Below are 15,655 nucleotides of genomic sequence, written 5' to 3' on the forward strand. Positions count from 1 at the left end.
GTGAGCGACCCCCAAAACAAACCGGATGAAGGCTCCGAAGAGACCTTCATCTCGCATCTCGTAGAACTGCGCGACCGCATCATCCGCGCGGGCATCGCGGTCATTGTCGTGTTCGTCGGGCTTGTCTACTGGGCGCCCGACATCTTTCACCTGCTCGCGCGTCCGCTCATGCAGAACTTGCCGCGCGACGGCAAGATGATCGTCACCGATGTCACCGGATCGTTCTTCGTGCCGATGAAAGTGACAATGGTCGTCGCGTTCGTGATCGCGCTGCCGTTCGTGCTCTACCAGATCTGGGCGTTCATCGCGCCCGGACTCTATCAGCACGAAAAGAAGCTCGTCGCGCCGCTCGTTGCGAGCAGCTACACGCTGTTCCTGTGCGGCATGGCGTTCGCGTACTTCGTCGTGTTTCCGACCATCTTCCGCGTGATGGCGCACTACAACGCGCCGCTCGGCGCGGAGATGAACACCGATATCGATAACTATCTGAGCTTCGTGCTCACCATGTTCATTGCGTTCGGCGTGACCTTCGAAGTGCCGATCGTGGTCGTGCTGCTCGTTCGCATGAACCTCGTCACGATCAAGAAGCTCAAGGAGGTCCGGCCTTATGTGATCGTCGGCGCGTTTATTGTCGCGGCCGTCGTCACCCCGCCGGACGTGTTCTCGCAGCTTATTCTCGCGTTGCCGCTGATCGTGCTTTACGAGGCCGGGATCATTGCCGCGCGAATCTTTATCGGCACGGGCGAGAAGCCCGCCGAAGAGAGCGAGGCGGCGAGCAATTAGGCGGCAAGCGGCCAAGCCGCTGACGTCGCGTGAACACGCGGGCCGAGGCATCGAATCCGCAGTCTGGCCGCCGCTGCTCCGCACAGTTGGCGCACCAGAAAAAAGGCCGTGAACGGTGAGTTCACGGCCTTTTTTCGATTCCGGCAAACAGCAAGGCAAACGGATCAACCGCCGTTGTCATCGCCTTCGCCGTCTTCCTGTTCTGGCTGCTTCGGCGGCGGAGGGCGCTTGCCGATCAGCACGTCGAGATCCAGATCCTTGTTCTTGCGCTCAAGGTGGACCTTGGCGTCCGTGCCAGGCCGGATCTGTGCGATCACGTTAAGAAGACGTGTCGTATCGGTGATTTCCTCACCGTTCACGGAAAGCAGAATGTCGCCCGGCTTGATGCCGGCCTTGTCGGCGGGCCCGCCTTGCAACACGCCCGCGACGATCGCCCCGGACTTCTGCTTCAGACCGAACGACTCGGCGATTTCGGGCGTCACGTCCTGCGGCTCGACGCCGATCCAGCCGCGCGTAACCGTGCCCGTGGTGATGATGCTCTCCAGCACGCTGCGCGCCGTGGATACGGGAATGGCGAATCCGATGCCAAGCGAGCCGCCCGACCGCGAGTAAATGGCGGTGTTGATGCCGAGCAGGTTGCCGTTCACGTCGACGAGTGCGCCGCCGGAGTTGCCGGGGTTGATCGGCGCGTCGGTCTGAATGAAGTTTTCGAACGTGTTGATGCCGAGGTGATTGCGCCCGAGCGCGCTGATGATGCCCATCGTCACCGTCTGGCCCACACCGAACGGGTTGCCGATGGCGAGCACGACATCGCCCACGCGCGTCTGGTCCATGCGCCCAAGCGTGATGGTGGGCAGGTTCGGCATGTTGATCTTGAGCACCGCAAGATCGGTTTCCGGGTCGACACCGATTACCTTTGCGTTCGTGGTGCGGCCATCGGAGAGCGCGATTTCGATCTGATCCGCGCCGTCGATCACGTGCTGGTTCGTTAGAATGTAACCGTCCGGACTGACAATGACGCCCGAACCAAGGTTCGCTGCAGGCTGTTGGTGCTGTTTGCCGTTCTTGTTGCGATCGCCGAAAAAGTAGCGAAATAGCGGGTCATTCTGGCGGGGGTCCGGCGGGAGCGATCCGTCCTTGCTCGAGAACACGTTGACGACCGCGGGCATCGCCTTCTGGGCGGCGTCCGCATAGGAATCCTGTGCGTGATGGCCGCCGCCGATGCCGGGCGCGACCTCTCGCAGGGCAACGATCGGTTCGGCGAGTTGCCTGCCGAACTGCCCCTGATGCTGCAACCACTGCGGCTTGAGCGTCGAGATGATAAACATCAGCGCTAGCAGGACCGTCACCGCCTGGGCGAAGAACAGCCAAAAGCGTCTAAGCATCTGAAGAGTCGAGGATTATATGGATCGGATCGAACTGGAATTGTATCTGAACAATCTTCTCGAGGCCGCGCGCTTCAAGGACTATTGCCCCAACGGTCTGCAGGTTGAAGGGCGCCGCCGCGTGGAGAAAATCGCAACGGGCGTCAGTGCGTCGCTCGCGTTTCTGGAGGCCGCGCTGGAGTGGGGCGCCGACGCCGTGCTCGTCCATCACGGTTATTTCTGGAAGAACGAATCGCCGCAGATCACGGGCCGCAAATACCGGCGCCTGAGGACGCTGCTCGCGAACGACCTGAACCTGTTCGCCTACCATCTTCCGCTCGACAGCCATCCCGAATTCGGCAACAACGCGCAACTGGGCGCGAAGTTTGGCTGGATCGGCGAGCAGCGCTTCGGCGACCAGGACCTCGGCTGGATGGCCACGCTGCCCATGCCCATCACGCTAGCGCACTTCTCGGCGCAGGTCGAGCAGACGCTCGGACGCGCGCCGCTCGTGCTCGGCGACCCCGACTGGCAACTGCGCCGCGTGGCCTGGTGCACGGGCGCGGCGCAAAGTTTCTTCGACGACGCAATCGACGCCGGTGCCGATGTCTTCCTGACCGGCGAGATCTCTGAACAAACTACCCATTCGGCGGCCGAGAGCGGCGTAGCGTTCCTTGCGGCGGGCCATCACGCGACCGAGCGTTTCGGCGTGCAGGCGCTTGGCGCACATCTCTCGGAAGCATTCGACGTCGAGCATCTTTTCATCGATATCCACAATCCGGTTTGATCGGCCCCGGAGGACTGCCGGTTGCCTCGCGGGGTGCTCAGCCCGCGAACTTTATTCTGTTAACGCTTAAAAGACGAATGCGATTCTGCAATTTTTCGTGCGGGAAAACCCAGGGATATCAATGACTTCGCTCGCTTTTTAAAAGTCGCCCCTTGTAAATGCCAACTCCGTTCGAGCAAACTAGCGGTCGGCAGTGCTGCGGGTGAGCACAGAGCGACAGATAAATCCAACTCAGAAGTGGGGCGATGTGATGCGAGACAAAGAAAATGGCAACGTCGATGGCAGCCGGCGCACCTGGCTGATCGCGACGTCCGTCGCAGGCGGCATCGGAGGCGTTGCCACTGTCGTACCCTTCGTGGCGTCGTTTGCGCCCTCCGAGAAGGCCCGCGCTGCGGGCGCGCCCGTCGAAGTCGACATCAGCAATCTCGAGCCGGGCAGCATGATGACAGTGGCCTGGCGCGGCAAGCCCGTCTGGATCCTGAACCGCACCGACCGCATGATGGCCGATGTCGACAAGTCCACGCCCGAGCTGGCCGATCCCGACTCGAAGGATCCGTTCTCGATGCCCCTGCCGGAGTACTGCAAGAGCCAGTACCGCTCGCGTCCGGACCACAAGAACATCCTCGTGGCGGTCGCCGTGTGTACGCATCTGGGCTGCACGCCGACGGCGCGATTCCAGGAAGGCCCGCAACCCAATCTTCCCAACGACTGGCCCGGCGGGTTCCTGTGCCCGTGCCACGGCTCCACCTACGATCTCGCCGGGCGCGTGTTCAAGAACAAACCCGCGCCGCAGAATCTCGACATCCCCCGGTACATGTTCGCGTCCCCGACGCAGATCGTGATCGGTCAGGACGAACAAGGAGAAGCGTGATGGCGACGGGAACCGAACACAAGGTTGAGACAACGGGAATCGTCGGCTGGATCGACAAACGCTTCCCGTTGACAGCAACGTGGAAGGCACATCTCTCCGAGTACTACGCGCCGAAGAACTTCAACTTCTGGTACTTCTTCGGGTCGCTCGCGCTGCTCGTGCTGGTGAACCAGATCATCACCGGCATTTTCCTCACCATGAACTACAAGCCCGACTCGACGCTCGCGTTCGCGTCGGTCGAGTACATCATGCGCGAGGTGCCGTGGGGCTGGCTGATCCGCTACATGCACTCGACGGGCGCCTCGATGTTCTTCGTGGTCGTCTATCTGCACATGTTTCGCGGGCTGATGTACGGCTCTTACCGCAAGCCGCGCGAACTCGTGTGGATCTTCGGCTGCGCGATTTTTCTGTGCCTGATGGCCGAGGCGTTCTTCGGCTATCTGCTGCCGTGGGGCCAGATGTCGTTCTGGGGCGCCCAGGTGATCGTGAACCTGTTCTCGGCGATTCCGTTCATCGGACCCGATCTGTCGCTCTGGATTCGCGGCGATTACGTCGTCTCCGACGTCACGCTGAACCGCTTCTTCGCGCTGCATGTGATCGCGATTCCGCTCGTGCTGCTGGGGCTGGTGTTCGCGCACATCATCGCGCTGCACGAGGTGGGTTCGAGCAATCCCGACGGCATCGAGATCAAGGAGAAGAAGGACGCGGACGGTAAGCCGCTCGACGGCATTCCGTTCCATCCGTATTACTCGGTGCACGACTTCATGGGCGTGTGCATCTTCCTGATGATCTTCGCGGCGATCGTGTTCTTCGCACCGGAGATGGGCGGTTACTTCCTCGAAGCGAATAACTTCATCCCCGCCAATCCGCTGCAGACGCCGCCTGAAATCGCGCCGGTCTGGTATTTCACGGCCTTCTACGCGATGCTGCGCGCCACCACCGACCCGTTCAAGATCGTCCTGATGATCGTGATCGCGGTGCTTGGATTGATTGCGATCTGGCGTGCGCGCGGCAAGTGGCGAGTGGGATTGCCGGTGCTGGCGGCCCTCGTGGTGCTCGCGATGTATTTCACGCAGTCGAAGTTCTGGGGCGTCGTGGTGATGGGATCGGCGGTGATTTCGCTCTTTTTCCTGCCGTGGCTCGACCGCGCACCGGTGAAGTCGATCCGCTACCGGCCGCTGTTCCACAAAGTCTTCCTCGGGATTTTTGTCGCAGTGTTCCTGACGCTGGCGTTTTTGGGGACGAAACCGCCTTCACCGGCGGGGACGCTGATCGCGCAGATCTGTGCGCTCATCTACTTTGCGTTTTTCCTTGGCATGCCGGTCTGGACGCCGCTTGGGACCTTCAAGCAGCCGCCCGAGCGTGTGCGGTTCAAGCCCCATTAACCCCCGACCCGTGCACGAGGAAAACATGACGACAAAATCCCTCTTCGGGACGCTCAACCGCATGGGCGCCCGGTTCGGTGTGGCCGCGCTGGCGCTCGTCTGCGCACTGACGGTTGCGCCCGCGCAGGCCCAGGAGAACATTCCGCTCGACCGCGCACCCGATAACGGCGAAAATCTTGCTTCACTGCAACACGGCGCGCAATTGTTTGTAAACTATTGCCTGAACTGCCACAGTGCGAATCTGATGCGCTACAGCCGGTTGCAGGATCTAGGCATTGCGCAAAAGCAGATCGAGCAGAATCTCCTGTTCACGACCGACAAGGTCGGTAACACGATGTCGATCGCGATGCGGCCGGATGATGCGAAGGCGTGGTTCGGCGTAACGCCGCCGGACCTTTCCGTGGAAGCGCGCTCGCGCGGGCGCGACTGGCTGTACACGTATCTGCGCAGCTTTTACCGGGACGACACACGCCCGACCGGCTGGAACAACCGGGTGTTTGACAACGTGAGCATGCCGCACGTGTTGTGGCAGTTGCAAGGTATCCGCACGGCGAAGTTCGAGGACGCGGTGGACGAGGAAACCGGGCAAAAGGTCCACCGCTTTACCGGGTTCCAGCAGGTCACGCCGGGGACGCTGTCGCCGGTGGATTATGATGCTGCCGTGGCCGATCTGGTGGCGTACCTTGGCTGGATGTCCGAACCGGAGCAGAAAACCCGCAGGCAGCTTGGCGTGTGGGTGATGCTGTTCCTTGGCGTCCTGAGCTTTTTTGCGTGGCGACTGAACGCCGCCTACTGGAAAGATATCAAATAGGCACGTCCTGACCGACGTGGGGCCGGCGCCGCGAAGAAACCGCATAACGGCTAAATCGCCCGCTGGCCTTTTGGGTATATTGAGGAAATGTAAATCATGATGGTTCTGTACTCCGGCACTACCTGCCCGTTTTCCCAGCGCTGCCGACTGGTGTTGTTCGAAAAGGGCATGGACTTCGAAATCCGCGACGTCGACCTGTTCAACAAGCCGGAAGACATTGCCGTGATGAATCCGTACGGTCAGGTGCCGATTCTGGTCGAGCGCGACCTGATTCTGTACGAATCGAACATCATCAACGAATACATCGACGAGCGTTTCCCGCACCCGCAGCTGATGCCGGCTGACCCGGTGCAGCGCGCCCGTGCGCGCCTGTTCCTGCTCAACTTCGAGAAGGAACTGTTCGTGCACGTGAGCACGCTCGAAAACGAGAAGGGCAAGGCTGCCGAGAAGAACCACGAGAAGGCGCGTCTCGCGATCCGCGACCGCCTCACGCAGCTCGCGCCGATCTTCCTGAAGAACAAGTACATGCTGGGCGAAGAGTTCTCGATGCTCGACGTCGCGATCGCGCCGCTCCTGTGGCGCCTCGATCACTACGGTATCGAACTGTCGAAGAACGCCGCGCCGCTGATGAAGTACGCCGAGCGCATTTTCAGCCGCCCGGCCTATATCGAAGCGCTGACGCCGTCGGAAAAGGTGATGCGCCGCTAAGCGCCTGCGGACAGGGCAATCAGGGACACTGTGCGGCGCGTCGTGCGCAGCGGGTTGGGCGGGCGCCGCATGCTGTTCCGGTAAAGGATCGTTGATGCAAGAGATTTCCACGAAGCCGTACCTGCTTCGCGCGCTGTACGAGTGGTGCACCGACAATGGCTTCACGCCGCATATCGCGGTGCGGGTCGATAACCGGACGCGCGTGCCGCACCAGTTCGTGCGCGATGGCGAGATCGTCCTGAACATCAGCTTCGAGGCGACGAGCCAGTTGCAGATGGGCAACGAGACGATCGAGTTTCACGCGCGTTTTTCCGGCAAGTCTCACAAGATCGAGGTGCCGGTGGCGAATGTGCTCGCGATCTATGCGCGCGAGAACGGGCAGGGGATGGCGTTCCCGGTCGAGACGCCCGCTGGCGACGCCGACGAAGTGCTGCCGTCGGCGCAGGATGAGCATGAAGAGCCTGCCGCTGTGTCCGAGGCTTCCTCCACCGATGAGGCGGGCGGCGAGTCGCCAGTGTCGCAGCCGGAAAAGAGCACGGACGATGGCGCGAAGGGCGGCAAGGGTCACCTCAAGATCGTGAAATGAAGTAGAATTGCGGGCCACGCCGGCTTAGCTCATCTGGTAGAGCAGTTGATTTGTAATCATCAGGTGGCGGGTTCGAGTCCTGCAGCCGGCACCAAATAAATCAAGGGGTCACACGAGTTTCGTGTGGCCCCTTGTGCTTTCCGGGTGCTGAAAACTGCATGTTCGGGGCGCTCGGTGTTCAACTGAAGGGACCTCCGTGCCGACCGGGTGCCAAGCAGCGATGTCGTCCGCTCTCCGCGCACGGCCAGGAAAGGAACGGTAAGAGTTGGCAAGGCTTCCCAATCCCCGCGCTGCTTTAAAATGCGCGCATGAACCCTAGCGTCCTCATCGTCGACGACGATCCCGTCGTGCGCGATCTGCTAAGCCGCTTCCTGCGCTCCCATAACTTCGATACGGCCGTGCTGCACGGCGGCGCTCACCTCCAGCGCCGGCTCGAACGCGAACGCCCTTCCATCGTCGTGCTGGACATCATGATGCCCGACACCGACGGCCTCGAAGCCATCGCCGCATTGCGCGCGGCCGGCGACGACATTCCGGTGATCTTCGTCACGGCGCGCGGCGGGGTGAGCGATCGCATACGCGGGCTCTCGCTGGGCGCGGACGACTATTTGCCCAAGCCGTTCGATCCGTACGAATTGCTCGTGCGAATCCAGAACATCCTGCGGCGGCGCGGGCCATCCACGGCGAGCGCGCCCGTTGCGCTCGGACGCTACCGGTTCGGCGAATTCGAACTCGATTTCACGATGCGCACGCTTTCGTGCCAGAACACGCAAATCGCATTGAGGGAAAGTGAGTTCGCGCTGTTGAAGGTGTTCGCCACCCATCCCTACAAGGTGATGTCGCGCACGCTGATCCACGACATCGTGCATCGCGACGAGCGCGAGTTTCACGAGCGCAGCCTCGACGTGCCGATCTGGCGGCTGCGCCGCGTGATCGAAGCCGACCCGTCGAATCCGCGCCACATCCAGACCGTGCGCGGCAAGGGGTACGTCTTCGTGCCCGATCCAGCATCGTACGCATCCGCGCACGGCGCGCCTGTTCCGTGTTGAACGGAGTCGGGGCACGAGCCGTCGCTCCGGCTTATTCAGGGGCGATATGCGAGGACCGCTGAACACACTGTTCGGGCGCATGGCGTTGCTCTCGGCGGCCGTATTGCTCGCGATGCAGCTCGGCTGGTTTTTGCTGCTGGCCAGGCAGGGTCCACACCATGACGTGGATGGTTTCGCGCGCGGTGTTCTGCTCGCACTGCGCGTGGCCAGCGAAGAGAACGCTCATGAAGCGAGCGTGCCCCCTCCCGTGCACCTGGGCGAGTCGCTCGACCCCGCGAAGGCCGGTGAGCTGAGCGGCATGCTGCGCGTGCACCGGGTGCCGGCGTGGAACATGCCACGCGACATTCACCTGCATGAACCGACGCGCCGGCCGCTCGTCGAGCTGATCCACCATTTGCGTGCACAGTCGCCGCCCGGCACACAGTTCGCCGTCGACGACGCCCGGCCACCGCAGCTATGGGTGCTCTATCCAGGCAGCGCTTCGTGGGTCGTCGTGCCGGTCGATATTCCTCCGCCCCCGCACTTCGTCATCGAGGCGGTTTCGATGCTGATGGTGGCGCTCACGCTCTCGTTCCTCGCGGCCTGGCAGATTCAAAAGCCGCTCGCGAGCCTCGCGCAGGCGGCGCGTCGGTTCGGTACCGGCGAGCGCATCGCGCCGCTCATGGGCAAGGGGCCGCGCGAACTTCGCGAGGTGAGTGCGTCGTTCAACGACATGATGCGTTGCGTGAACGAGGCCGAAGACGACCGGGTGATGATGCTGAGCGGCATCGCGCACGATCTGAAGACGCCGCTCACGCGGCTCAAGCTGCGTGCGAGCTTGATGGTCGAAGAGGGCGAACGCAAGGGCATGCTGGGCGATATAGATTCGCTCGCGCACATCATTCAGCAGTTTCTGGAGTACGCGCAACAGGTGCCCGACGCAGGCAAGCTGACCGAAGTCGATAGCTTTCTGCAGAGCCATTTCGGCAACCCGGACGAAGTCGAAAGCGGGACCGGCCCGCTGTTCGTGCTTGATCTGCGCGCCGGTTCGCAGTTCAAGTTGCCGCAAGTGGTGCTGGACCGGCTCGTGACGAACCTCGTTGAAAATGCGCTCGACTACGGCGCTCCGCCGGTCGAGATCACGACGTCGATCGACAACGGATCGTGCGTGATTCGTGTGCGCGATCACGGCGAGGGTATCGAGCCGGACCGGATCGCAGCCGCCATGAGGCCGTTCGTGCGGCTGAATCCGGCGCGGGGCGGTGTAGGCCACTGTGGCCTTGGGCTCTCCATCGTCGCGCGGCTCGCGCGCGATAACGGCGGCGAATGCCTCGTCGAGAACCATCCCGATGGCGGTCTGCTCGTGCAACTGGTCTTTCCGGCAACGCGTCGCTGATACACGGCCAGCAGCCGCGAAAGAAGACACGCCGGGCCTTCACCGCCCGGCGCGTCAAGGGGCCAATGCTTTGAAACGCAGCAGCCGCTGGCGACTATCGTTCAGGCGGACGTGCTCACGAACAGCCCGCTTGCGCCTCCTTGCCCCTGCTGTTGCAGGTTGCTGGCGAGCGTCGTGAGGAACTTCTGGAGTTCGCTAGTCGTGTCGCTCGACGAACTGCTCGACGAAGCACCCATGGCCGTCAACAGATTCTGGAAGTCCGAGGTCAGTTCGTTGCTCGTGCTGGTTCCGCTGCTGGACGAACTGCTTGCCGTGCTCGAATCGGAGGACGTGCCGCTCGAAGTCGACGAGAGCGACTGCGCGAGGCCCTCGATCGCCGATGCCAGATCGTTGCCGTAGCCGCCGGACGAGGGCGGCGGGGGCGGCGGGGGCATCATCGCCGTGGTGCTGTTCGTGTCGCTCGACGTGGAGGAGGCGCTGTTGGTGGAACTTGCGGCCGTGGTGGCAGCGTTCGTGGAGCTTGCCGACGAGACCGTGCTGCCGTCGTTCGTGACCGGCGAGGCGACACCGTTTTGCTGCGCGACCGACTGGAATAGTGCGCCGAGGAATTGCTGAAGCGCGGCGGTGAGTGCGTCGGTTGACGTCGACGACGTGCTCGACGTCGAATCGGTGGAGCTCGATGCCGAATCGGTGCTGCTGGTGCTAGTGGACGTGCTGGAGGCGCTACCCGTCGTCAGCCCGAGCGACTCGAGCGCTGAGGCGATGGCGGCCGCAAGCGGGTTGACGCTGTTCGAACCGGACGAATCGTTCGAAGCGATGGACGTGTCGCCGGACGTCGAGTTGCTGCTGGCGTTTTGCCCGTTCGCCAGGGAAGTCATCCAGGCTGTATAGAGTGAATTCGAGTTTGATAATGCGCTTATCGACATGTGTAACCCCTCGGTGAATGTGCGATGTGGTCGATTTCCGACGGGGACGATTGGCCATGTCCCTCCGTCGGCGCAATCGTATGCGGACTCTTGCACCGGGTGGCGCGTTTGTAATTGGAGGAAAGGGTTCAGGTAAGAATTGGCCTTGCAGCCAGTTCGACCTCACGCATTACCGTCGCTGCGCTGATGTGTACAGGTGCGTGTTTTTGACGCCGAATCAGATCACCGCGTTACCGTGCGCGTCACGAGAGAGCCTTCGATACGCGCGAGCTCTTCGGGAGACAACCCGAACGCCTTGTACAGTTCGTAGTCGATTTCCCGCACAAGCGCTTCGGATATCGCTGCGTGGTCGGTCTGGCGTTCGGCCTGGCTCAACTCGATTAACCGATCGACCAACTGCACCACGTTCGCTCGTAACGTCGCACTCCCAGGCACCGGAATCGAATCGATCATCGCCTTCGTGAACGCGATGCCGCCGTTATAGCTCGACGACGGGTAGCACGCGCGCACATAAAACGCAGCCAATGGGCTGTTGAGCACCGCCGCAACGAATTTCAGCAAGTCATCATCGTCGGAACGCAGGATCAGCGTCGTCTTGCCCGGAATCACGTCGCCGGTCAGATCGAGTGTCGCATCCAGCCGCGTGAGCCCCTTGACGATGACCTTCTTCGCGTCAGCCTTCGAGCGGTAGCCGTTGGTAAATTCGGCGGCGAAGCGCGTGCGCTCCACCACCGGCTCGTGGTAGCGATCGCCGAGGTAGGTCATCGGCTTGACGCCCCAGCGCGAGACGAACCGGTCGAGCGTGCCTGTGTTGAGCACGCGATAGTGCCGTCGCGGGGACAAGCGTCCTCTCGCTTCCTCGATAAGCGGTTTGAGCCGATACGCGTCCGATGTCGCACAGGCGTTCTCGCAAGCAAGCAGCGAGCCGAGCCGCGGATGTGACGCCTCGATCCGCCGCGCGAACGCGTAATGAGGCGAGAGCAATGCGTCGAGCCGCCACGGCGCAGACAGGGACGCTTTGCGAACCGACGCGAGCGGCGTGAGCGTGTCGCCGTCGAGCCGTGCGGTCGAAACGGTTTCTGTGCCCGATTTCGCGTAGACGGTCACGATCGAATCGACCAGCGCTTCGTCGAACACGTCGCGGCCCAGGGTCACAATCTGCTCGATCCTGCCGAGGTGAATCGCGCGGAACGCGTCGCCGAACGGTTTCGACAGCCACTTGTCCGGTGTGAGACAGGCCATTGCGCCGTCGCGCGTTAGCAGTGAGAGGCCGAGTTCCATGAATACGACGTACAGGTCCCAGTTTCCTTTAGCCGCTGGCCATCGTTGTGCGAGGTACGCGCGCACGTCTTTCTGGCCCTCGTTGACCATGCGCTCCGAGTCGATATAGGGCGGGTTGGCGATTACGGCGTCGAAGCCGCGGAAGGTGCCGTCGTCGTCGAGCATCGCGGGAAATTCGACGCGCCATTCAAATGCGTTTTCCAAAATACGCGCGTCGTGGTCGCGCGTTTCCACCGCACGCGGACGCAGATGTTCAATGAACGCGTCGGGTGCATGAGCGGTGCGGTTTGCGGCATACGCCACTTGTGGTTGCGACACGGCTTGCCGATCGCACGCAACCGCCTGCCGTTTCTCGATGGGCGCGTGGAGCAATACCGAGTCGATATCGAACCCGCTGATCGTCGCATTGCCGCACTTGATGTTCGCGGTGAGGTCGGGTAGTCGGGAGAAGCAGCCGTGCTCGTCATAGCCAGCGTGTTCGAGCAGCTCGGCCCAGAGGCGCAGCCGTGCCATTTGCACAGCGTCGTCGTTGATATCTACGCCGAACAGCCCGTTCTCGACGATCGCGCATTTCTCGCGGAACAGCACTTTGTCGAGGCGTTGCGTCTCTTCGCGTGTGTTGAGCGCCTCGCCGTCGGCCCGCTGCACGATCAGGCGATCCGCAACGACCTCGATGACGTAACCGGTGAGAGGTTTTCCGTCGAGACCGGTCAGCAATCGCAGACGGGATTTGAGCGCCACGCACTCATTGAGCGCCGAAACGAGCAGATGCCCCGATCCCACGGCTGGATCACAAACGCGCAACGAATCGACGATACGGCGTGCCTCATCGCGATCGACGATAGATTCGCATAACTGATCAATGGTCTCGCAGTGCCAGCCCTTGATGCGATTGAAGCGCCGCAGCGCCGCCGACTCGATCGCCGAGCGGCACATAAGCGTCGCGACAGGGCCCGGCGTGAACCAGGCGCCGTCACGGTAGCCGTTGAGCTTTTCGAAGATCAGGCCCGGCGTGGCTGCGTCGATCCGTCGTTTGGGCGGCGTGTCGTGACGCGGCGCCTTGGCGCTGAAATCGAAGGCGTCGAGGAAATCGAACAGATACGCTACCGGAGCCAGCGCGCCGGCTCGCGGTGTACCATCGGCCTGCGTAAGCGCGGAGCGGGCGAACAGCGGGAGCGGCGGATCGTCGGCGAGCGCGCCGAGCGTCGTCGACGCGGTCCCTGATTCGCGGGGATCGACGAAGGCGCTGGGCAAGCGCGGGATCGGCTCAAACCGCACCGGCGTCGAGGTGTCATCGCCGCCGAGTATTTCGCGGCGCAGCGCTTCGAGTTCCGCGAACGAGCGAATACGGTCTGAACGCAGGAAAGCACAGGCGGGATCGTTGTCGTGCAGCGTGAGGAGCCGCGCTTCGAGCAGCTTCAGAAAGACAAGCTGGCAGATCCACGCGATGCAAAGCCGCAGTGCGATGCCGAATTGTTGTGCTTCTCGGTTCGACGGCGCCGCGCCCGCAGACTGTTCGACCGGGTGCGCTTCCATGCACGCGAGCGCGTTCTCGATCAACGATCCGCGCAACCGTTCGTGCTGGCTCTGGCGGACGATGACTGGTTTCCCGTTCGCGATGGCTTCGCGCAGACCGGCGATGTGCAGCAACTCCGCGTAGAAGGCTTCGTCGAGCGCGGTGCGGCGCGAACGTGCGCGTTTCTTCGGTTTGGTCTCGGGCATGGCTCGCCTGGTGTCGATGCGCGTCGATGTGTGTCGATGGGCGCCGCCCATTTTAATCGCACCGCCATTGGGCCTATGACGTTCGGACGGGTCGACGCCCGCAAGCAGGTGGGCGATGATCATGGCAAGCCTCGTCGGCGAAGCTTTCTGTCCCGCTCTGCTATATGATTGCGCCGCTCCGGCAGCGCCGTTTTGCACGCCGCTTTGCACACACTACCTATGAACGACTTTCCCACCCTCAGCTGGCCCGATACGGATGGCCCTCGCACCGTCCGCTGGCGTTCGGAGGCCGGCGTGCCGCCGCCGAAGCGCGTTGTCCTCGCGGACGATCGCACCACGGCCGACGCCGCTTACCGGCTCGCCTGCGAAGGCACGGCGCTCCTGTGGCGCGGCGACTACCAGAATGCACGCCAATTGCTGCAGGCCATGGCGCGCCGCGCCGACCGCAAGCCACATAAGGCGCCGGCTTCGCTGCTCGACGCGTTCAACCTGCACCGGCAGGCACAATCCCAACGCGCGCGGACTTTGGGGATGGTGCTGATTCCGCTCGAAGGCGACTACACAATCCCGCTGCGCCGCGCACCCGACGTGCGGCTCGCCTGCGAGGAGGCGTGGGGACCGGCGACGAGCGATGCGTCGGCGGTGTCGCTGCGCGAACTCCTCGGGCTGATCGGCGCGCACGAATGGCGCAAGAAGGGCGTCGAAATCCCGGCGCTCAACCACGCCCGCATTCATCCGTACTACGGCGTCTTTTCACCGGTACGCGGCGAGTATGTCGATCTCGTGGCGCGCACGCCGTTGCCCTCGATCGATCTGGCCTTCGACATCGGCACGGGTACCGGCGTGCTCTCGGCCGTACTGGCGGCGCGCGGCGTGAAACAGGTCGTCGCCACCGATCAGGACCCGCGAGCACTGACCTGCGCGCGCGAGAACCTCGCGCGTCTCGGCTACGGCGAGCGCGTCCAGGTGGTAGAAGCGAATCTGTTTCCGGCCGGGCGTGCGCCGCTCGTCGTCTGCAATCCGCCGTGGGTGCCGGCCCGGCCCGCGTCGCCGATCGAGTATGCGGTGTTCGATCCCGACAGCCGCATGCTGCGCGGCTACCTCGACGGGCTTAAGGACCATCTTGAGCCAGGCGGAGAAGGTTGGCTGATCCTCTCGGACTTCGCGGAACATCTGGGCTTGCGCACGCGCGAAGCACTCGTCGAAATGATCGCAAACGCGGGTCTCCAGGTGATCGGCCGCGAGGATATCCGGGCGCGTCACCCGAAGGCCGCCGACCGCACTGATCCCCTCCACGAAGCGCGCGCGAAGGAAGTGACTTCACTCTGGCGATTGAAAGTTCGGGGCGCTTGAAGCGGGGGTGTGCATACACCGATGCGCACCGCGGGAGTATGGCTGCATGCGTTAAGGCGCGACGGCGTACGTGTGATCGCCGCGAAAAGAGCGGCGTGGCCGAAGCGCGGCCGCCAGGCGCCCGCGTCGGCCGCTCGCTGATCGCAGCGCATGGCGCGTCAGCCCGGATAGGCCTCGTCGACCTTCAGGCCCGCAAGCTTGAAAATCACGCGCAGCGTCTGCGGCTTGATATCGCGGCGCGCAGCGAGCGCCGACATCACGAAGTCGAGCACCTTCGCGTATTTCAGCAGGATCAGGCAGGTTTCGAGATCGGCGGCGCCGTCACGCATTTCCTCGGCTATCCTCAGCATTTCCATCGAGATGTCGCGCGCCATCTCGAGTTCCAGTTGCTGCTTTTCCGTCCACTCAGGAACGGCGAGCAGTTTGGCGAGCAGTTCCTGGAATTTCTGCTCGGCATTTCCGTCCGGAATCGTGTTCATCGCATGCCCCATGCAAGGACGTCCAGGGTCGAGCGCTTTGTGCGCATCGGCGAGCCGCGACGTGCCTGTTCTGTCGGTACCGGCAGTGCCGGCGCCACCTCCCGAGCGCGCTGTCCAGTCCGCTGTTCGGTCTATTGCCGCCCAGCCGCGCTCCCGACTCCCGACTGCTCATTTG

Annotated in this window: 16 protein-coding genes and 1 tRNA gene; 13 read left to right on the forward strand and 4 right to left on the reverse strand. The window is 62.8% G+C overall.

From position 1 onward, the window contains the following. Positions 1-783: a twin-arginine translocase subunit TatC gene (gene tatC / locus D1Y85_RS21285; RefSeq protein ID WP_124153050.1), complete on the forward strand. Its 783-nt coding sequence runs from the start codon at positions 1-3 to the stop codon at positions 781-783. 164 nt (positions 784-947) lie between these two features. Here tatC and D1Y85_RS21290 read toward each other — a convergent pair whose 3' ends face one another. Next, the gene (locus D1Y85_RS21290) at positions 948-2,168 is read right to left on the reverse strand and encodes a Do family serine endopeptidase (RefSeq protein WP_124153051.1); all 1,221 of its coding nucleotides are present in this window, start codon (positions 2,166-2,168) and stop codon (positions 948-950) included. A gap of 19 nt (positions 2,169-2,187) precedes the next feature. On the opposite strand from D1Y85_RS21290, the gene D1Y85_RS21295 reads away from it, so the two are divergent. The 9 genes from D1Y85_RS21295 to D1Y85_RS21335 all read left to right on the forward strand — a co-directional run bounded on the left by D1Y85_RS21295 (position 2,188) and on the right by D1Y85_RS21335 (position 9,719). After that, complete coding sequence (locus tag D1Y85_RS21295; RefSeq protein WP_124153052.1) at positions 2,188-2,934, forward strand: Nif3-like dinuclear metal center hexameric protein; 747 nt, start codon at positions 2,188-2,190, stop codon at positions 2,932-2,934. Positions 2,935-3,184: 250 nt separating this feature from the next. Then, complete coding sequence (gene petA, locus D1Y85_RS21300; RefSeq protein WP_124153053.1) at positions 3,185-3,805, forward strand: ubiquinol-cytochrome c reductase iron-sulfur subunit; 621 nt, start codon at positions 3,185-3,187, stop codon at positions 3,803-3,805. Next, complete coding sequence (locus tag D1Y85_RS21305) at positions 3,805-5,190, forward strand: cytochrome b (RefSeq protein ID WP_124153054.1); 1,386 nt, start codon at positions 3,805-3,807, stop codon at positions 5,188-5,190. The genes petA and D1Y85_RS21305 overlap by 1 nt, the downstream gene beginning before the upstream one ends. A 61-nt stretch (positions 5,191-5,251) precedes the next feature. Further along, positions 5,252-6,001 (forward strand): cytochrome c1, encoded by a 750-nt coding sequence (locus D1Y85_RS21310; RefSeq protein WP_124153098.1) that lies wholly within the window; start codon positions 5,252-5,254, stop codon positions 5,999-6,001. A gap of 96 nt (positions 6,002-6,097) precedes the next feature. Beyond that, positions 6,098-6,709 (forward strand): glutathione S-transferase N-terminal domain-containing protein, encoded by a 612-nt coding sequence (locus D1Y85_RS21315; protein WP_027797364.1) that lies wholly within the window; start codon positions 6,098-6,100, stop codon positions 6,707-6,709. A gap of 94 nt (positions 6,710-6,803) precedes the next feature. Then, positions 6,804-7,295, forward strand: coding sequence for a ClpXP protease specificity-enhancing factor (locus D1Y85_RS21320; RefSeq protein WP_124153055.1), 492 nt, complete (start codon positions 6,804-6,806; stop codon positions 7,293-7,295). Between the two features lie 18 nt (positions 7,296-7,313). After that, positions 7,314-7,389 (forward strand) — tRNA-Thr (locus D1Y85_RS21325). 214 nt (positions 7,390-7,603) lie between these two features. Beyond that, positions 7,604-8,344, forward strand: a complete 741-nt coding sequence (locus D1Y85_RS21330; RefSeq protein WP_124153056.1) for a response regulator — start codon at positions 7,604-7,606, stop codon at positions 8,342-8,344. Between the two features lie 46 nt (positions 8,345-8,390). Beyond that, positions 8,391-9,719 (forward strand): ATP-binding protein, encoded by a 1,329-nt coding sequence (locus D1Y85_RS21335; RefSeq protein WP_124153057.1) that lies wholly within the window; start codon positions 8,391-8,393, stop codon positions 9,717-9,719. 101 nt (positions 9,720-9,820) lie between these two features. On the opposite strand, the gene D1Y85_RS21340 is transcribed toward D1Y85_RS21335, so the two are convergent. After that, positions 9,821-10,156, reverse strand: a complete 336-nt coding sequence (locus tag D1Y85_RS21340; RefSeq protein ID WP_124153058.1) for a hypothetical protein — start codon at positions 10,154-10,156, stop codon at positions 9,821-9,823. 4 nt (positions 10,157-10,160) lie between these two features. Between D1Y85_RS21340 and D1Y85_RS27155 the strand changes: the two genes are divergently transcribed. Both D1Y85_RS27155 and D1Y85_RS21345 read left to right on the forward strand, forming a co-directional pair. Continuing rightward, positions 10,161-10,334, forward strand: a complete 174-nt coding sequence (locus D1Y85_RS27155) for a hypothetical protein (protein ID WP_185219061.1) — start codon at positions 10,161-10,163, stop codon at positions 10,332-10,334. Positions 10,335-10,343: 9 nt separating this feature from the next. Then, entirely contained in the window at positions 10,344-10,610 is a 267-nt protein-coding gene (locus tag D1Y85_RS21345) for a hypothetical protein (protein ID WP_124153059.1), read from the forward strand. Positions 10,611-10,867: 257 nt separating this feature from the next. On the opposite strand, the gene D1Y85_RS21350 is transcribed toward D1Y85_RS21345, so the two are convergent. Beyond that, positions 10,868-13,771: a type IIG restriction enzyme/methyltransferase gene (locus D1Y85_RS21350; RefSeq protein WP_124153060.1), complete on the reverse strand. Its 2,904-nt coding sequence runs from the start codon at positions 13,769-13,771 to the stop codon at positions 10,868-10,870. 96 nt (positions 13,772-13,867) lie between these two features. Here D1Y85_RS21350 and D1Y85_RS21355 point away from each other — a divergent pair, with 96 nt between their 5' ends. Beyond that, entirely contained in the window at positions 13,868-15,001 is a 1,134-nt protein-coding gene (locus tag D1Y85_RS21355) for a methyltransferase (protein ID WP_124153061.1), read from the forward strand. A 158-nt stretch (positions 15,002-15,159) separates the two neighbouring features. Here D1Y85_RS21355 and D1Y85_RS21360 read toward each other — a convergent pair whose 3' ends face one another. Beyond that, complete coding sequence (locus D1Y85_RS21360) at positions 15,160-15,480, reverse strand: DNA-binding protein (protein ID WP_124153062.1); 321 nt, start codon at positions 15,478-15,480, stop codon at positions 15,160-15,162. Between the last annotated feature and the right edge of the window lie 175 nt (positions 15,481-15,655).

It is taken from the genome of Paraburkholderia dinghuensis (assembly GCF_003837865.1).
GTDB lineage: Bacteria > Pseudomonadota > Gammaproteobacteria > Burkholderiales > Burkholderiaceae > Paraburkholderia > Paraburkholderia dinghuensis.